This is a genomic window from Noviherbaspirillum sp., from assembly GCF_035944575.1.
Taxonomy (GTDB): Bacteria; Pseudomonadota; Gammaproteobacteria; order Burkholderiales; family Burkholderiaceae_D; genus Noviherbaspirillum.
The window spans coordinates 1-15,866 of record NZ_DASZBA010000204.1; the positions used below are offsets into that span (position 1 = coordinate 1).

The following is a 15,866-nucleotide window of genomic DNA, read 5'->3' on the forward strand; positions in this document are numbered from 1 at the left end:
ACCACATCAACACCGAGAGCGTCAACATCATGACGCTGGAAGATCCGGTCGAATACCCGATGCCGATGATCCGCCAGACCTCGGTGAACGAGTCGGCGAAGATGGGCTTCGCCAGCGGCATCCGCTCGATGATGCGCCAGGATCCGGACGTGATTCTCGTCGGCGAGATCCGCGACAAGGAAACCGCCGAGATGGCATTCAGCGCGGCGATGACCGGCCACCAGGTGTATTCGACGCTGCACACGAATTCCGCCATCGGCGCCATCCCGCGCCTGCTCGATATCGGCATCCTGCCCGACATCATGTCCGGCAACATCATCGGCATCATCGCCCAGCGGCTGGTGCGCCGGCTGTGCCTGAAGTGCAGGGAACCGCACGAAGCGGACGAAGTGGAACGGCGCCTGCTCGGGCTGAAGGACGACCACCCGCCGGCCACGGTGTACCGCGCCGTCGGCTGCCCGCAGTGCGACCACCAGGGTTACAAGGGCCGGCTGTCGATCATGGAGCTGCTCAAGATGAACGGCGACATGGATGACCTGATCGCCCGCCGCGCCACGCCGCGCGAGCTGAAGAGCGCCGCACTGGCCAACGGGTTCCGCCCGCTGGTGGAGGACGGCGTGCGCCGGGTGCTGGAAGGCTCGACCTCGCTGGACGAGGTGTCGCGCGTGGTCGACCTGACCGACAGGCTGGGCTGATGGCACGCTACGCCTACCAGTCGATGAATGCCGCCGGCAAGATGGTGCGCGGCACCATGGAGGCGGCCAACCTGCCCGACCTGGAATTGCGCCTCAAGCGCATGGAGCTCGACCTCATCGACTGCAAGCTGCAGGGGCAGAAGGCATTCCGCCAGCGGCGCGGCAAGGTCAGCCGCAAGGACCTGATCAATTTCTGCTTTTACATGGAACAGTTGTCCGGCGCCGGCGTGCCGATGCTGGAAGGCCTGGGCGACCTGCGCGACAGCATGGACAATCCGCGCTTTCGCGGCGTGGTCGCCGACCTGATCGAAAACATCGAGGGCGGCGCACAATTGTCCGAAGCGATGGGCCGCCATCCGCACATCTTCGACAAGACCTTCACGAGCCTGGTGACGGCCGGCGAGCAGAGCGCAGAGATCACCGAGGTGTTCAGGAACCTTGCCGACAACCTGAAATGGCAGGACGAGCTGGCGTCGCAGACCCGCAAGGTACTCATGTATCCAACCTTCGTCGGCACCATCGTCCTCGGCGTGACGGTCTTCCTGATGATTTTCCTGGTGCCGCAGCTGACCGGATTCATCAAGAGCATGGGACAGGACCTGCCGTTCCACACGAGGGCGCTGATCTTCGTCTCGAACGTGTTCATCAACTACTGGTATGCGGTGCTCGCGACGCCGGTAATGCTTTTCATCGGTATCAAGCTCCTGCTGCACAACAGTGCCGAGGCACGTTACAAGGCGGCCGGATACAAGCTGCGCATCCCCCTGATCGGGCCGATCCTGTACAAGATCATCCTGGCGCGCTTCGCCACGTTCTTCGCGCTGCTGTATGCATCCGGCATCACCATCCTCGATTGCATCCGCCTGTGCGAGGAAATCGTCGCCAATGAAGTGGTTGCCAACGGCCTGCGGCGTGCCCGGCAGGCGATCTCCGACGGCCAGGGCGTTACCGCCGCGTTTCAAAGCATCGAGATATTCCCGCCGCTGGTGATCCGCATGCTCAAGGTCGGCGAGGCGACCGGTTCGATGGATACGGCGCTGCGCAACGTCAGCTATTTCTATAACCGCGAGATCAAGGAAATGATCGAGAAGGTGCAGTCGCTGATCGAACCGGTGATGACCGTGATTCTCGGCCTCATTCTCGGATGGATCATGCTGTCGGTGCTGGGCCCGATCTACGACACGATCAGCAAAGTGAAGGTCTGAACCGTGCGCAAGCGACTTCTTTACCTGACGAACATCCGGCTGACGTCCTACCTGTGGGACGGCCGAGTTTTGTCCGACGAGGCGGCGTTCGAGAATGACGAGCGCGGCTGGCGGATGTTCTCCGATTTTCTTGCCGATGCCGACAATCTGCCCGCGAGCCTGCTGGCCGATCTGATCGAAGAAGATTTTCAGCGCGACACGATTCCGCACGTCCTCGGCAAGGCACGCCGCACGCTGATCCAGCGCAAGCTCGGCCAGCTCTATCGCGAGACGCCGTACAGCCATGCCAGTTTCCAGGGACGCGACAAGGAAGGCCGCAAGGACGACCGTTTCCTGTTCAGCGCCATTACGAACGTCGAGTTGCCCAAGCCATGGCTGCATGCATTGCTCAGGCACAAGGTGCCGCTGGCCGGCATCTACTCGTTTGCGCTGCTCGGTCCCCTGCTGTTCGACAAGCTGGAAGCAGGTAGCGGACCGATCCTTCTGCTCACCCATCAGGCGGGCGGCCTGCGGCAGAGTTACTTTCACGACGGGCGCCTGCGCTTCAGCCGGCTGACGCCGCTGGCCGAATTCAGCTTCGACAGCTTCACCGATGTCGTGGTGAAGGAGACCACGAAGACACGCCAGTTCCTCGCCAGCACGCGGCAGCTCGCACGCGGCGAGCGGGTGGGCATCCTCATCGTTACCGCCGCCGAAAATTTCGCCGAACTGCGTCAGCGCTGCGAAGATACGCCGGACGCCTCGTACCATTTCGTCGATCCGGAAGAAGCAGCCGGCCTGCTTCGTCTGAAGTTTCACGAAGCGCCGCGTTTCTGCGAACCGCTGTTCCTGTCCCTGCTCGCCCGCAGAGCCCCGACGGGCCACTATGCGCTGCCTGAATCGAGCCGGTTCTACCGGCTATGGCAGGCGCGCGTCGCGCTCTACGCATTGAGCGCCGCAACACTCACCGGCGGCGTACTGTCGGCAAGCGCCAGCAGCTGGGATGCCTACGAGGCGTCGCAGGAAATCCGCCGGCTGGAAACGGAAACCCGCTCGTCGGACGCCCGGTATCAGGCGCTGATCAGCAGCATGCCGGCGATCGTGGCCAATGCAAACGACATGAAGCTCGCGGTGGACATCGACCGCATGCTGTCGCAGAACGCGCCTGAACCGGCCACACTGCTGCGCATCATCGGCAAGGCGTTCGATACCGTGCCGCAGCTCCAGCTGAACCGGCTGCACTGGCAGGCGAAGGAAGGCGATGCACCCGCCGACCCGGCCGCCGCGCCGGAGGCCGCACCGTCCGCCGCAATGCTGGGCATTCCGAAACCGCCGCAGCAGGTCGTCCTGCTGGAGGGCGAAGTCGTGCCGTTCAATAACGACTACCGGGCTGCGCTCGGCCATGTGCAGCAGCTGGCGGCCGAGCTGGGCAAGAACAAGCAATTGCAGATCACGATCAGCCGGGCGCCGCTGGATACCAGTCCCGCCGTCACCCTGCAGGGCCAGGCCGGCAGCGGTGATGCCAGCATCAAGGCGGAATTCGCGCTGAAACTCGTGTGGAAGCCCTGATCATGGCCCAGACCACGCCCACCTCGAAGCAAGATACTGCCGGCGGCAAGAATGTCGTCGACGAACCGTCCTTTCTCAAGGACGATTTCCCATTCATTCGCAAGGCAAGCATCGTCTTCGGCGTCAGCCTTGCGCTGGCGGCAATGCTGGCGGGCGGAACGGCCTATCTGAACCGGGGCCAGCAGCAATTGAAGAACAATGCCCAGCAGGTGCGCAACCAGGCGTTCGAAAAATACCAGCAGGCCACTGTCGAGAAACAGGATGCGCAGGAATCGCAGCCCAAATTCGTGCAACTGCGGGAGCGCGGTTTCGTCGGCAATGAACGTCGGCTGGACTGGATCGAGTTTGTGCAGAAGAGCCAGGAGAACCATGGCCTCCTGCCGGTGACCTACGAGATCGCTGCCCAGCAGCAGTTCCAGATTGATCCGGCGACGTCAATCGGCAGCTTTCAACTGCGCGGCAGCCAAATGACGCTGCGGCTGACGCTGTGGCATGAAGGCGACCTGATCAATCTGCTGGGCGACCTGAAACAAAGCGGCTTTTATGTACCGGTCGATTGCGTGCTGGTGAGAACGGGCAAAGCGGCGGATACCTTTCCGCCATCGGCGCTGGAGGCGGAGTGCAAGCTGTACTGGTTGACCCTCGGTGCGCCGGCCGCCACCAGCGCCGAACTTGGCGCGTCCGCCCCGCAATAGGAACCTGATATGCGCGCTTTCGTCTTGCTCCTGCTGACCGCATCGTTCGCCGCCCATGGCGCCGAACCCGAAGTCCTGGGCCGGTTGTTCTACACGCCGGCCGAGCGCGCGGCACTGGACAAGTTGCGCAAGGATGGACCGCCGGCACCGGTCGAGCCGGGGCAACAGCCCGTCGAACCGCCGGGTGACGTGCAGCTCACCGTCAACGGCATCGTCAAGGCCAGCAGCGGCCGGTCGACCACATGGATCAATGAAATGCCGCAGGAAGGGAAGAAGCTTTCGCAAGGCGTGCTGGTTGCAGGGGAGCGCGGCAAGCCGGCTGCGGTGACGCTGGAAGTGGAATCGGGGAAGCAGGTGCGGGTGAAGCCCGGGCAGACGGTGGACAGGATCACGGGAGTGGTGCGGGAGGGGCAGTAACCCCATGGTTGAGTGAAGACTGAACTACCCCCCCGTGAGGCTCCTTCCCTCTCCCGGCGGGAGGTAGCGAGGAGTGAGCGAGGAGTGAGCAGGGAGAGGGAACCTTGCGGCAGTATGCGGGCTTCACCGGAGTAGAAAACAAAATCCGCACAGCGACAAACAACAAATGATCTTTGAACCTGACACCCCGCCCGCATAACGATTGCCATAAATCCGTGCAGGCGTAATATACACAGTTACTACAAACCAATATTTCCCATGCCCGCCAACCGTCGCGTTCCTTCTTCGAAAGCCGGATTCACGCTGATCGAAATGGCCATCGTGGTGCTGATCGTCAGCATCATGATGACGCTCGGCGTCGCCACGCTGTCCGCGCAGCTCGAAAGCACCGCCGTCGCGTCCACCAAGAAAAGGCAGGAAGCCATTCGCGACGCACTGGTTGCCTATCTGGCCAAGAACCGGCGCCTGCCCTGCCCGGACAACCCGGCGGCGAACGCACCGAATGTGGCCTTCGACGGCATCGAGGACCGGGCCGCCGCGTCGGTCGCCGGGCCGCCTCCGACACCCAATACCACCACCGCCTGCTCCAGCGCCTTCGGCGTGGTGCCGTATGCCACGCTCGGCATCTCCCGGGAGCTTGCGCAGGACGGCTGGAGCAACCTCTTCAGCTATCAGGTATCGACCGCGCCGTATAACTGGACCTTGAACGCCAGCTTCAGCGCCGGCAGCCAGGGGGGCATCACCGTCAATACGCGCAACGCGGCGGGCACCCTGACCGCATTCACGGGCAACGCGGTCGTCGTGCTGGCATCGCACGGCAAGACCGCCCTGGGCGCCTATACCGTCGGCGGCACCCGCAACACGCTGCCCGTCGGCGTGGACGAAGTCGAGAACAGCAACGGCAACGTCACCTATGTGACGCGCGATTTCAGCAATAGCGAAACGGCCACCGGCGGCACCTTCGACGATATCCTGCTGGTCCTGCAACCGTCCGACCTGATCGGGCCGGCGCTGCAGACCAAGGCGTTGCGGTCCTACGAGGAGCAGGCGGCGATCGCCGCGCGCGACATCGAAGAGATCAAGAACGCCCTGATCGGCTATGCAATCAATAACAGCCGCCTGCCGAATGCCGACAGCGACGGCTCCGGCAAGCCCGGCTGTCCGAACGGCGCCAGCGCCAATGACGGCGTGGCGGACAACAACTGCGAAATCGGCAACGTGCCATGGGTGACACTCAGCGTTCCGGCCAACGATCCCTGGGCGGTCACGGCCCCGCCGGCCGCCGTGGCGATTCCGAATCGCTACAAGTACCGGGTGACGAAGAACCTCACCAACACGCCGAACAAGAATGCCTTCCGCGCCCAGGACGGCGACATCACCGTCAGGAACGAGTCCGGAGTGCTGCTCGCCAACGACGCGCCCTTCGTCGTCTATTCGCTCGGCCGCAACAACACGGCCTTCTTCAATAATTCGGGAGGCGTAGGCGCCGCCTGCACCACCGTGGCGACCGTTACGCCTGTAACACCGGTCGCGCCCGCCTGCCTCGGCACCAACGAAGTGGCCAACCTCGCCGCCACCGGCAGCTTCGTCAAGGCTCCCTTGACGGTGCCGCCGTTCACCGATCCGCGCCTCGGGTATGACGACATCCTAGACTACGTCGGCAAAGGGACGATCGATGCCAAACTTCCCTGATCCGCGAGGCATGCCATGAGCGCCTACCGCGTCGCCGCGATGCACCGGCAGGCTGGCATCACCATCATCGAAACGGCCCTCGTCCTGGTCGTGATCGGACTGCTGCTGGGCGCCGTGCTGCAAGGCCGTTCCCTGATCCGCAGCATGCAGGCGAAGGACGTGCTCGCCATGGCGAAGGACCTGTCGTCCGCCGCGCATGCATTCCGCGACCGGTATCACTATCTGCCGGGAGACTGGCCGTTGAAAGTCAATGAAATCCCCAATGTCGGCGCGGGCGGCAACGGCAACGGCATCCTTGACATCCCGGCCCCGTCGGGCGGCAATCCCTCGCCGGTCGCCGAATCCGTTTCGGCCCCGCTGCATCTGCTCCATGCGGGATTCATTCGCGGCGACGGAAAATTGAACAGCCGGTTCGGTACGGTACGCATCGTCGGCAATTCCGCCGCGGCCGGCTCGGTGACCGCCGCCGGCGACAATCCGATTCCGGCCACCATCCGCAACCTCATTGAATTCGACAACCTGCCCTGCGACATTTTGTCGGAGGCGGATCTGAAACTGGATGACGGCAAACTCACCAGCGGCAATGCGCGTGCGTCGGCGGGTTTCTGTCTTAATGAAGATGTGGTTGCCGCTTTCGCGACGCCGTTGTAGTTGGGTTGCGGTGTAGTTGGGCAACGTTGCGGTCAATCTCAGAAAGGTTCCTTTCCCCTACCAGGGGAAGGAGCAGTTCAGTGATAGTTTCTAGCGAATCGTCATAGCAGTCAGCACAAAACAACACAGAACTTCCATCACCACCATTCCCATGCTGCAGCAAATCCACACCATCGCCCGCTACACCCTGCTCGAAGCCCTGCGCAACCGGCTGGTCTGGCTGTTCTTCGCCGTCGCCGTCGCCGGCATCGGCCTGAGCGGCTTCCTGAATGAACTGGCGATCGCCGAAAGCCGACAGGTCCAGGTCGCGATCCTTGCCGCCTTCGCCCGCTTCGCGTCGGTATTCCTGCTGGCGACCTTCATCGTCACCAGCATGATCCGCGAATTCAACGACAAGGGACTGGAACTGATCCTTGCGCTGCCCTTGCCGCGCGCCGGTTATTACTTCGGCAAGCTGGCCGGCTTCGGCATGCTGGCGCTTCTGCCGGCAGCACTGTTCGGCGGCCTGATGCTGTTCTTCGCGCCAGGCGTGCAGGCGGCGCTCTGGACCTTGTCGCTGCTGTGCGAGCTGTGGCTGATCGCCGCGTTCAGCCTGCTGTGCGTGATCACTTTCAACCAGGTGATGACTGCATTGAGCGCGGTGATGGCGTTCTACCTGATGGCGCGCTCGGTTGCCGCCCTGCAGCTGATCGGCCATGCCTCCGGCAGCGGCAGCGCGTCGCAAGGCGTGATCAACATGGTGATGGATGGCATCGCCATGCTGCTGCCGCACCTCGACCGCTTCACCCGCACCGAATGGCTGGTGTATCACACCGGCGCCTGGAGCGACTTTCCCGGCCTGCTCGCCCAGACCGCGATCTTCCTCAGCCTCGCGGCGGGCGCGGCGCTGTTCGATCTCTACCGCAGGAACATCTAGCATGCGCGAACGTCCCGTCTCCTGCGTTCCGAGAGCGGCGCTCGCGCTGCTCGGGGCCGGCCTGGCGCTGCAGATCGGCTGGCATGCACTCGCTCCGCGGCCGCAAGCCTCCGCCCAGGCGCTGCCGCAGGCGCCCACCGCCGCCACGCTGCGGCTGGCCAGCATCGGCGAACCCATCGGCCTGGGCAAGCTTCTCATGCTCTACATCCAGGCGTTCGACAACCAGCCGGGCATCAGCCTGCCGTTCCGGCAACTCGATTACGTCACGCTGGAAGCCTGGCTGGACCGGGTGGTCGAACTCGACCCGCGTGGCCAGTACCCGCTGCTGGCCGCCAGCCGCCTGTATGCGGAGGTGTCCGACGAAGCAAGGAAACGGCGCATGCTTGCGTTTGTCCACCGGCGTTTTTCGGAGGACCCGGACCGCCGATGGCCGGCATTGGCCCATGCCACCATCGTCGCCAAGCACCAGTTGAAGGATCTGCCGCTGGCGCGCCGCTATGCGCGGGCGATCCGTGAACAGGCAACCGGCAGGAACGTGCCGAACTGGGCCAGGCAGATGGAAATCTTCGTGCTGGAAGACATGAATGAAATCGACAGCGCAAAGATCCTGATCGGCGGCCTGCTGCAAAGCGGGCAGATCACCGACCCGCATGAGCTGCGCTTCCTCGATGAACGCCTGAAAGCGATGGGGAAGCAGCCGACCGGCCGGATGGCCCCGCAATGACGGACGCAGGCATCCTGCTGGTGGAAGATGATCCTGCGCTGCGCATGATGCTGCGCGGGACGCTGGAGCTGCATGACTTCAGGGTCCATGAGGCCGAATGCCGCGAGCAGGCGCTGCGCCAGTTGCATGCAGACGGCGGCATCCGCATCGTGATCCTCGATCTCGGCCTGCCGCCGCATGCACACGACATTATCGAAGGCATTGCCACGCTCAGGGCGATCGACGCCGAGATCATGACGGTCAAGACCATCGTGCTGACCGGCCAGGACCAGGAAGCGGCGGCGCTGGAAGCGATCCGCGAAGGTGCGTTCGATTTTCTTGCCAAACCGGCATCGGCCGACACCATCCTGCGGGCGGTGCAGCGCGCCGTGCTGTTCCTGCAGAAGGAAAGCGAACTGCAACGCGAGGGCATCACCCGCATCGCGGTGAATGCGCAGATCGGCGAGGGTCTCAAAAGCCTGCGCGACGATGCGGAGGAACGGCTGGTGCGACAGATCCTGAAGGAAACCGGGTTCAACGTGTATCAGAGCGCCAAGCGGCTCGGCGTCAAGCGGGAAAACATCTATTACTTCATGAAGAAGTTCGGCATCGAGCGCGATGATTGAGCAGATCCAGCTCTACCTGCTGCTGGTCGGCGCCACTATCGGCGCCGTGCTGGCGGTGCTGTGGTACCAGGCGCGCAATGCCAGCCGCATCAGCCTTGCGCTGATCCGGCTCAACGAACAGCATCGCTTCGACACCCCTGCCCTGCTGCGCAACGCCTGGCCGCTGCTGTCGCAGGCAGGGCTGGCGGGCATCGCATGGCGGCTCGACTGGTTCGGCGTCGTGATCGAGGAGCGGGCGGGAACGGCAAAGGGGCAATGCATCGAACACCGGATCGATGTGGCCGAGACCAGTCTGTCGATCACGCTGTACCAGCCGGTCCGGCGCGGCGAGCGCCGCTATTTCGGCGAGAACCTCATCGCCACCTTCCTGCTGCTGCTGCGCACCGACATGCTGATCAAGGCCAACGCAACCGATACCACCTTTGCGCAGATGTCGAAGCTCAACCTGTTTCTGCAGCACGACATGAAGAACATCGCGCAATTCATCCAGCTCATGGCCGACCAGCTTGCGTCGGTCCCGCCCGGCAGGGAACAGCAGGTATTCGACTACTTGCGCACGGCGGCGCCGATGATGCGCAACCGGGCCGACCGCATCGTCGGCACGCTCACCGACGGACGGCCATCGGATTCATCGTCGCGCACCGTAGTTCTGGAGGAGGAGATCCGGACCCTGTGTGCGCTGTACCGCCTGGACTGCTCGGTCACCGGGTCCGCCCGGGTGCAGGTGCCGGAAAACACGCTGGACACCGCCCTCGACAATATTCTCAAGAATTACAGCGACCTCGCCGAGCGTGAGCGGCAAGGCAGGCCGGCGATCCGGGTCACCATTACCGCCCGAGACGGCGGCACGGATGTTGCCATCGAAGCAATCGATGCGCCGCCTGTGGAACATATGGAACGGTTGTTCGAACCGTTCTGGAGCAGCCACCCGGCCGGGCTGGGCATCGGGCTGTACCAGGCAAAACAACGGCTGGCGGCATGCAATGCGTCGCTGCATGCGCGCCGCACCGGGCAAGGAAGCCTTCAGTTCCACATCGCCTTCCCCGCCTCCAGCACCGAATCTGCGGCGATGTTTCCACATGTAAATTAAATAGACATCTTGCAGGGATATTGCGTTGTGGTAAGTTTTGATCCGTAGCAATAGAACCGTCTTCAATATCCCATGGGAGAGAACATGAAACAAATGCAAAGAAGTCAATCCGGCTTCACGCTGGTTGAAATCGCCATTGTGCTGGTCATCATCGGCCTGCTGCTGGGCGGCGTACTGAAAGGCCAGGAAATGATCGAAAACAGCCGGATCAAGTCGGTGGTGAATGACATGAATGGGGTGTCAGCAGCCTACAATTCCTACTTTGATCGATATCGTGCTATTCCAGGTGACGAAGTCGCCGCGACATTGACCGCGCGAGGCTGGGCAGGTGGATCATTCGGCAATGGGAATGGAGCACTTGGAATTACTCCTGCCCAAGCATTCACCAATGGCGGTGAACAGCCAGCTTTGTGGCGTTCATTACGTGCATCTGGTATGACTGCGGGTGATCCCACAGCAACAGGAGTTGCTGGCTTACCACGTGCTGGTACAGGTGGATTAATTGCTGTCACTGTTGGCGCATACGGTATGGTTGGTCCTGCTGTTTGCGTATCTGGACTAAGCACCAAGCAAGCAGCCGGAATCGACACTACCGTTGATGGGGCCCTGCCGGCATCAAATATTGGCAATAGCGCCGGTAGCCTAAGAGGCAGCACCGGAGCCGCTAATCCGCTCGCACCGACAACTACAGTTCCTGCTGATGCGGCTTACAATGAAACGGCTACTCTCACACCGTGGACTGTTTGCCGTCCCATTTAATGCATGGCTTGATTAAGCAAAAGGCCGGGCTTCAGCCCGGCTTTTTTATTACCTGCAGCGAACTGAAAAACCCTCAGAAATATTCGTTTGCCCCGAATGGAGACGACACACCGTCATAGCGGGATGCTAAGCTCCACCCACCATGCTCAGACGCTCCCTTCTTTCCGCCCTGCTCCTGCTGGCCCTGACCGCCGGAGCAATCGCTTACTTCGTCACCCGCCCGGCGGCCACCCTGGCGGCCATCCACCAGGCGATCAACGACAAGCGCTATCCCGATCTCAATGCGCTGGTCGATTTTCCGGCGCTTCGGGAATCCGTCAAAGCCGACCTGATCAGACAACTCGAATCGCGCACCGGCATGTCATCGGAGGTAGGCAACATCATCGGCGGGATGGTGATCGGTCCGGTGGTGGACCTGATCGTGTCGCCTGTCGGACTGGACCTGGTGCTCGACGGTTACAGCGCGCGGGAATCCGCTGCGAACGCCCGCGCCCGCCGCGACAGGCCGGTGGACGAGAAGCCGGCGGAGAATCAGCCGGCAGGCAGGAAAATCAGCTACGCATCGGATTGGCAATCGCTGTCCCGGTACGACGTAATGATCTCCCGGGACGGCAAGCCGGTATCGACGCTGACCCTGCGCCGATACGGCCTGTTCACATGGAAGCTGGCCGCCATCGACATGGCGGCTTAGACAGTCCTGTACCTCAACCGCCGGTTTTCTGGAAGGTATTCCGGTAGCCGAACAGGCCCACCGATCCGCCGGTGTGGATGAAGACGATGTTTTCATCCTTGCTGAAACGCCCGGCGCGGATCAGCGCGATCAGGCCCGCCATCCCCTTGCCGCTGTACACCGGATCGAGCAGGATGCCTTCCATGCGGGCGGTCAGCTGGATCGCCTCGATCATTCCCTCGGTCGGCACGCCGTAGCCGCCGCCGACATAGTCGCTGTCGGCGACCACCGCTTCACGGGGGATGTCCGACTTGAGGCCGATATGCTCGGCCGTCGCCCGCACCAGCTTGTAGACGTTTTCCTCCTGCTGCTGCTTCGCCGCGCGCACGCTGATGCCCAGCACCGGGATGCCGCTGTTGCTCGCATGCAGGCCGACGACCAGCCCGGCCTGGGTGCCGGTGCTGCCGGTGGCATGCACGACATGGTCGATGCGCACGCCGGCGTCGAACGACTGTGTCAGCAATTCCTGCGCGCAGACCACGTAGCCGAGCGCGCCGATCGCGTTCGACCCACCGCCCGGAATGATGTATGGCTTCTTGCCCTTGGCCCGCAGGGATTCGGCCAGCTCCTCCATTGCCTTCGCCATGTCGGTGCCCGCGGGCAGGCGGCCGGCGATGGTGCCGCCGAGGATTTCATCGAGCAGCACGTTGCCGGATTGCTCGTATTCGTCGCCGAGGTCCGATACGCGCCGCTCCAGCAGGATCTGGCAGTCCAGTCCCAGCTTCGCCGCCGCCGCGATGGTCTGGCGCGCATGATTGGACTGGGTCGCGCCCTGGGTGATCACGGTATCGGCCCCCTTCGCGACCGCGTCGGCCATCAGGAATTCCAGTTTTCGGGTCTTGTTGCCGCCGCTGGCAAGGCCGGTACAGTCATCGCGCTTGATGTACAGGTTGGGCCCGCCGAGGAACTTCGACAGGTTGGGCATCGGTTCAAAGGGTGTCGGCCCGTGGGCCAGCTTGATACGGGGGAAGCGCGCGAGATGCATGGTTAGTCTCCGTTTGTGGTGTGAAGCATAGGGATGGCGGAACGGGAATGGGGGTCCGGCATCATGCCGAAGCGGCGATTTCCTGCCGGCGGCGCATCGACCAGCGCACCGAAGCACGCGCCAGCGCGCGGGATGCATCGATCGATTGCGACAGCAGTGGCGAGCCGACCGCCGCCAGCGCCACCGGCAGTTCGGTGCAGGCCAGCACGCAGGCGCCGGCCCCGCGCTGCTGCAGCAGACCGATCGCCTTTTCCAGCAGGCGGCCGGCGGGTTCGAGCTTGTGCTGCTTCACCATCGCGATGGCCGGGAGGATCAGCTCGGCGCGTTCGTCAGGGGACAGCAGCAGGAAGTCGGCATTTCTGTCGGCAAGGCGCTTTTGATAGATGCCCGCGCTCAGCGTAGCTTCGGTGGCCAGCAGACCGACCGGCTTTTGCATGGCGTCATGACGGGCAAGTTCATCGGCCACCGCATCGACGATATGCAGCATCGGCATGCCGCTGGCTGCGGCGAGTTCGTCGTACCAGAAGTGGGCGGTATTGCAGGCGATCACCGCGCATTCCGCGCCGGCTCGCTCAAGCCGTTGCAGGCCGGCGAGCATATGGGGGAAAGGCGATTCGCCGTTGCTCAGGATCGCCGCGACGCGGCAGGGAATTTGCGGTACGGAATCAATGATGACGGGGACATGCTGCTGATCCACATTGACACGCGTTTCTTCGACGACTTTGTGAAAGAAATCCACTGTTGCAAGTGGCCCCATTCCACCTAATACGCCAAGTATGCCGTTCATTCGATTCCCCATTCGTTGAGACGCAATTTTAACGTAGGGCGTCCTATGAAGCAGGCGTCTGGTTCGAAGTACCGCAGGAGGGTGGAACGGGCGAGGAAAGGAATGTGGAAAACGATGGTCGGCACGCCTTCCCGTGTCTCTTCGGGCAAAGCGTGCCTTTCCGCCACCAGGCATATCGGTTGCATGTGCAGCAGATGTCAGGATCATAGCGGCGATTCTTTACAGCACTATGACGTAGAGCAATAAATCCGCAAATCAATCATTTGGGCCCGAAGGTCCGTTGCATAAGGAGCAGATATGTCCCAACAACCGAAAGAACAGACTTCCATCGCCATGTGGAACGCGATCCAGGGTGAACTGGTCCGCATGGGAGTGACGCAATCGCAGGGGCGCGAGGTGGAAGAAATTACCGGCGCGTTGTCGGCCTCACACGGCTATTCGCCCGAACAGGTGATGGCGGGACTGATGGAAGGCGTGTCGAAACGGGAACTGGAATTGACCGGCACGACCGTCAGGCTACTGCATTAGGCTGGATCAGCCGCTCGCCATTGTTTCCGACGCGGTTGACTTCGGTGCCGACCTCATACCACTCGAACGCGTCCGGCGGCAGTGCCACCGATCTGGCCAGTTGCTCCGCCTGCTCGGGCGGAAAACCATTGTCCATCCAAAGCAGGGCATCTTCCTCGGAAAACACCACCGGCCGGCGATCGTGAACATCGACGAGACCGCCTTCGGCCGCCGCGGTCACGATGACGAAGCCGGTGTTGTCGGTCGGTTCCTTGTCGGGACGATAGCTGGTAATGGCCGCCATGAACATGGGGCGGTCGGTTTTCAGGCGAATGTACCAGGGCTGCTTATGTCCCTTCTCGCCGGTCCATTCATACCAGCCGTCCGCAGGAACGATCGCGCGCCCGGATTTCCACAGGCCACGAAAAAACGCGCCGGTCGCGGCTTTTTCGATGCGCGCATTGATGGCCATCGGCAAGCCTTTTTCCGCTGCCCAGGATGGCCGGTATCCCCAATGGATCGGCTCGATGCGGCCTTCGTCATCCTCCAGCGTATGCATCAGCCAGGGATGCGAGCCGGGCGGCACGTTCCAGTTGGCTGCGCGCGCTCCTGCCCCGGCGCGATACGACCGGGCCGGCCATCCGATTGCCCGCGCATACGCATCGGGAGAACGATGCTGGGTGATCCGTCCGCACATCTCGATCCTCCTTGAACATTCATGTGACGCCGGCGGGAAACGGGGCGTCAGCTCGATAATCTTCCCTTGCCCAGCACGCGCATCAGTGCATCCTTGCCGTGCAGCTTGAGCTGCCGTTCAAGCTGATCCTGGGCCGTATGCTCGGTGCCCTGCGGACCGCTGGTGATGCGCTTGCCGGATGAGCGCTCGGTCACTGCCCAGCCGCCGTGCTTGTCATACAGCCAGGCATGCAGGATGAATTGCAGCTCCTCGAATTCCGGCACCACGATCTCTTCGCCGACCAGTTCCTGCGCTTCGCCGAATTCGTTCTGAATCAAAAATTTTTCCATGGACTTGGTCGCCTAACGGCAGGGCTTTGCATGTTCGAGTTGATGAATGACCGCTTTCACGATCGCATACATGATGGCACGCTCTTTCGTCGGATGATCGGAGAACGGCACCATGACCGCGCCGGCCATGACGCCGTCCTCATTGTGATGCAGCGGATCCTTGCCGAAACCGATCGCGATGTTGTACGTCGCGATCAGCGATCCGCAGGCATTCCAGTCGCGCGTCCATTTCGGCAGTGCGGTGGTGTTCTCCCACAAGGTCCCCGCATCGTCCGAGAATTCTTCGATTTCATGGTGACCAAGAAGATGCGCGAGATGCCGTTCCTTCGCGACACAACTGCGGAAATACTCTTCGTCACTCATGCGCATGGCGGACCTTTCCAGAATTCATCATTGTCGTTTGGTGAACCTCCGCGGCTTTTGATTTCGGCTCTGCCGGAATGCACAGTCGTGCGGCGCCTGGTTCATGTCTACTCTGACACGATTGTGGCGGCGAGGTTTCAACAGGCTCGGATGGATTGAACAGCTCGGCGTCTTCGACAAACCTCTGTAGAGCTTCTTCCCCCTATGAGGGCGAAGGAGCCTTGCAGAGAGTGAGCGAAATTCTCAGCTTGTACAGTCACAGAAAAACGCTTATGCACTGACGCCAATGATGTCTGTCAGCTCGATCACTCTCGCAGATCGTCTTTACCCACACGCTTCATCGGCCACATCCCGCCTCCAGCATCACCCGCGCACCAGTACCAAAACCTCCTCCTCGGTTTCTGTTTTTTTAATCAAAAAACCTCAACTTCAACAAACATCAAACTGTCGATTTTTGAATTGCTTCTGCGC

At 62.0% G+C, this 15,866-nt stretch carries 19 protein-coding genes; 14 read left to right on the forward strand and 5 right to left on the reverse strand.

The window, feature by feature from the left end; translation table 11 throughout:
* The 13 genes from VGU61_RS16165 to VGU61_RS16225 form a co-directional block, all read left to right on the forward strand.
* Positions 1 to 695: GspE/PulE family protein (locus VGU61_RS16165; protein WP_326860232.1), on the forward strand; the 695-nt coding region annotated here is incomplete at its 5' end.
* On the forward strand, positions 695 to 1,900 hold the full coding sequence (locus tag VGU61_RS16170; protein WP_326860233.1) for a type II secretion system F family protein: 1,206 nt from the start codon (positions 695 to 697) through the stop codon (positions 1,898 to 1,900). The genes VGU61_RS16165 and VGU61_RS16170, both read left to right, overlap by 1 nt.
* A 3-nt stretch (positions 1,901 to 1,903) precedes the next feature.
* The gene (locus tag VGU61_RS16175; protein ID WP_326860234.1) at positions 1,904 to 3,448 is read left to right on the forward strand and encodes a hypothetical protein; all 1,545 of its coding nucleotides are present in this window, start codon (positions 1,904 to 1,906) and stop codon (positions 3,446 to 3,448) included.
* Positions 3,436 to 4,143 (forward strand): hypothetical protein, encoded by a 708-nt coding sequence (locus tag VGU61_RS16180; RefSeq protein ID WP_326860235.1) that lies wholly within the window; start codon positions 3,436 to 3,438, stop codon positions 4,141 to 4,143. Before VGU61_RS16175 ends, VGU61_RS16180 begins: the two co-directional genes overlap by 13 nt.
* Positions 4,144 to 4,152: 9 nt before the next feature.
* The gene (locus tag VGU61_RS16185) at positions 4,153 to 4,560 is read left to right on the forward strand and encodes a hypothetical protein (protein ID WP_326860236.1); all 408 of its coding nucleotides are present in this window, start codon (positions 4,153 to 4,155) and stop codon (positions 4,558 to 4,560) included.
* Positions 4,561 to 4,818: 258 nt separating this feature from the next.
* Positions 4,819 to 6,252, forward strand: coding sequence for a type II secretion system protein (locus tag VGU61_RS16190; RefSeq protein ID WP_326860237.1), 1,434 nt, complete (start codon positions 4,819 to 4,821; stop codon positions 6,250 to 6,252).
* Positions 6,253 to 6,267: 15 nt separating this feature from the next.
* On the forward strand, positions 6,268 to 6,903 hold the full coding sequence (locus VGU61_RS16195; protein WP_326860238.1) for a hypothetical protein: 636 nt from the start codon (positions 6,268 to 6,270) through the stop codon (positions 6,901 to 6,903).
* 151 nt (positions 6,904 to 7,054) lie between these two features.
* Complete coding sequence (locus VGU61_RS16200; RefSeq protein ID WP_326860239.1) at positions 7,055 to 7,819, forward strand: ABC transporter permease; 765 nt, start codon at positions 7,055 to 7,057, stop codon at positions 7,817 to 7,819.
* A 1-nt stretch (position 7,820) separates the two neighbouring features.
* Entirely contained in the window at positions 7,821 to 8,543 is a 723-nt protein-coding gene (locus tag VGU61_RS16205; protein WP_326860240.1) for a hypothetical protein, read from the forward strand.
* Positions 8,540 to 9,148, forward strand: a complete 609-nt coding sequence (locus tag VGU61_RS16210) for a response regulator (protein WP_326860241.1) — start codon at positions 8,540 to 8,542, stop codon at positions 9,146 to 9,148. Before VGU61_RS16205 ends, VGU61_RS16210 begins: the two co-directional genes overlap by 4 nt.
* The gene (locus tag VGU61_RS16215; protein WP_326860242.1) at positions 9,141 to 10,238 is read left to right on the forward strand and encodes a sensor histidine kinase; all 1,098 of its coding nucleotides are present in this window, start codon (positions 9,141 to 9,143) and stop codon (positions 10,236 to 10,238) included. Before VGU61_RS16210 ends, VGU61_RS16215 begins: the two co-directional genes overlap by 8 nt.
* A gap of 84 nt (positions 10,239 to 10,322) precedes the next feature.
* Positions 10,323 to 10,997 carry a prepilin-type N-terminal cleavage/methylation domain-containing protein gene (locus VGU61_RS16220; RefSeq protein ID WP_326860243.1) on the forward strand — a complete coding sequence of 225 codons (675 nt, stop codon included), beginning with the start codon at positions 10,323 to 10,325 and terminating at the stop codon, positions 10,995 to 10,997.
* 142 nt (positions 10,998 to 11,139) lie between these two features.
* Complete coding sequence (locus VGU61_RS16225) at positions 11,140 to 11,688, forward strand: DUF2939 domain-containing protein (RefSeq protein ID WP_326860244.1); 549 nt, start codon at positions 11,140 to 11,142, stop codon at positions 11,686 to 11,688.
* A 13-nt stretch (positions 11,689 to 11,701) separates the two neighbouring features.
* On the opposite strand, the gene VGU61_RS16230 is transcribed toward VGU61_RS16225, so the two are convergent.
* Both VGU61_RS16230 and VGU61_RS16235 read right to left on the reverse strand, forming a co-directional pair.
* The gene (locus VGU61_RS16230; protein WP_326860245.1) at positions 11,702 to 12,712 is read right to left on the reverse strand and encodes a D-cysteine desulfhydrase; all 1,011 of its coding nucleotides are present in this window, start codon (positions 12,710 to 12,712) and stop codon (positions 11,702 to 11,704) included.
* Between the two features lie 61 nt (positions 12,713 to 12,773).
* Positions 12,774 to 13,499 carry an aspartate/glutamate racemase family protein gene (locus VGU61_RS16235; RefSeq protein ID WP_326860246.1) on the reverse strand — a complete coding sequence of 242 codons (726 nt, stop codon included), beginning with the start codon at positions 13,497 to 13,499 and terminating at the stop codon, positions 12,774 to 12,776.
* 297 nt (positions 13,500 to 13,796) lie between these two features.
* On the opposite strand from VGU61_RS16235, the gene VGU61_RS16240 reads away from it, so the two are divergent.
* Positions 13,797 to 14,027, forward strand: coding sequence for a hypothetical protein (locus tag VGU61_RS16240; protein WP_326860247.1), 231 nt, complete (start codon positions 13,797 to 13,799; stop codon positions 14,025 to 14,027).
* Here the strand turns inward: VGU61_RS16240 and VGU61_RS16245 are convergent.
* The 3 genes from VGU61_RS16245 to VGU61_RS16255 are packed head-to-tail and all read right to left on the reverse strand — an operon-like array spanning position 14,011 to position 15,401.
* Positions 14,011 to 14,703, reverse strand: coding sequence for an SOS response-associated peptidase (locus tag VGU61_RS16245; protein ID WP_326860248.1), 693 nt, complete (start codon positions 14,701 to 14,703; stop codon positions 14,011 to 14,013). The two genes, VGU61_RS16240 and VGU61_RS16245, sit on opposite strands and share 17 nt — an antisense overlap.
* A gap of 47 nt (positions 14,704 to 14,750) precedes the next feature.
* Positions 14,751 to 15,032, reverse strand: a complete 282-nt coding sequence (locus VGU61_RS16250; RefSeq protein ID WP_326860249.1) for a hypothetical protein — start codon at positions 15,030 to 15,032, stop codon at positions 14,751 to 14,753.
* 12 nt (positions 15,033 to 15,044) lie between these two features.
* Positions 15,045 to 15,401 carry an aminoacyl-tRNA synthetase gene (locus VGU61_RS16255; RefSeq protein ID WP_326860250.1) on the reverse strand — a complete coding sequence of 119 codons (357 nt, stop codon included), beginning with the start codon at positions 15,399 to 15,401 and terminating at the stop codon, positions 15,045 to 15,047.
* Positions 15,402 to 15,866 lie beyond the last annotated feature (465 nt).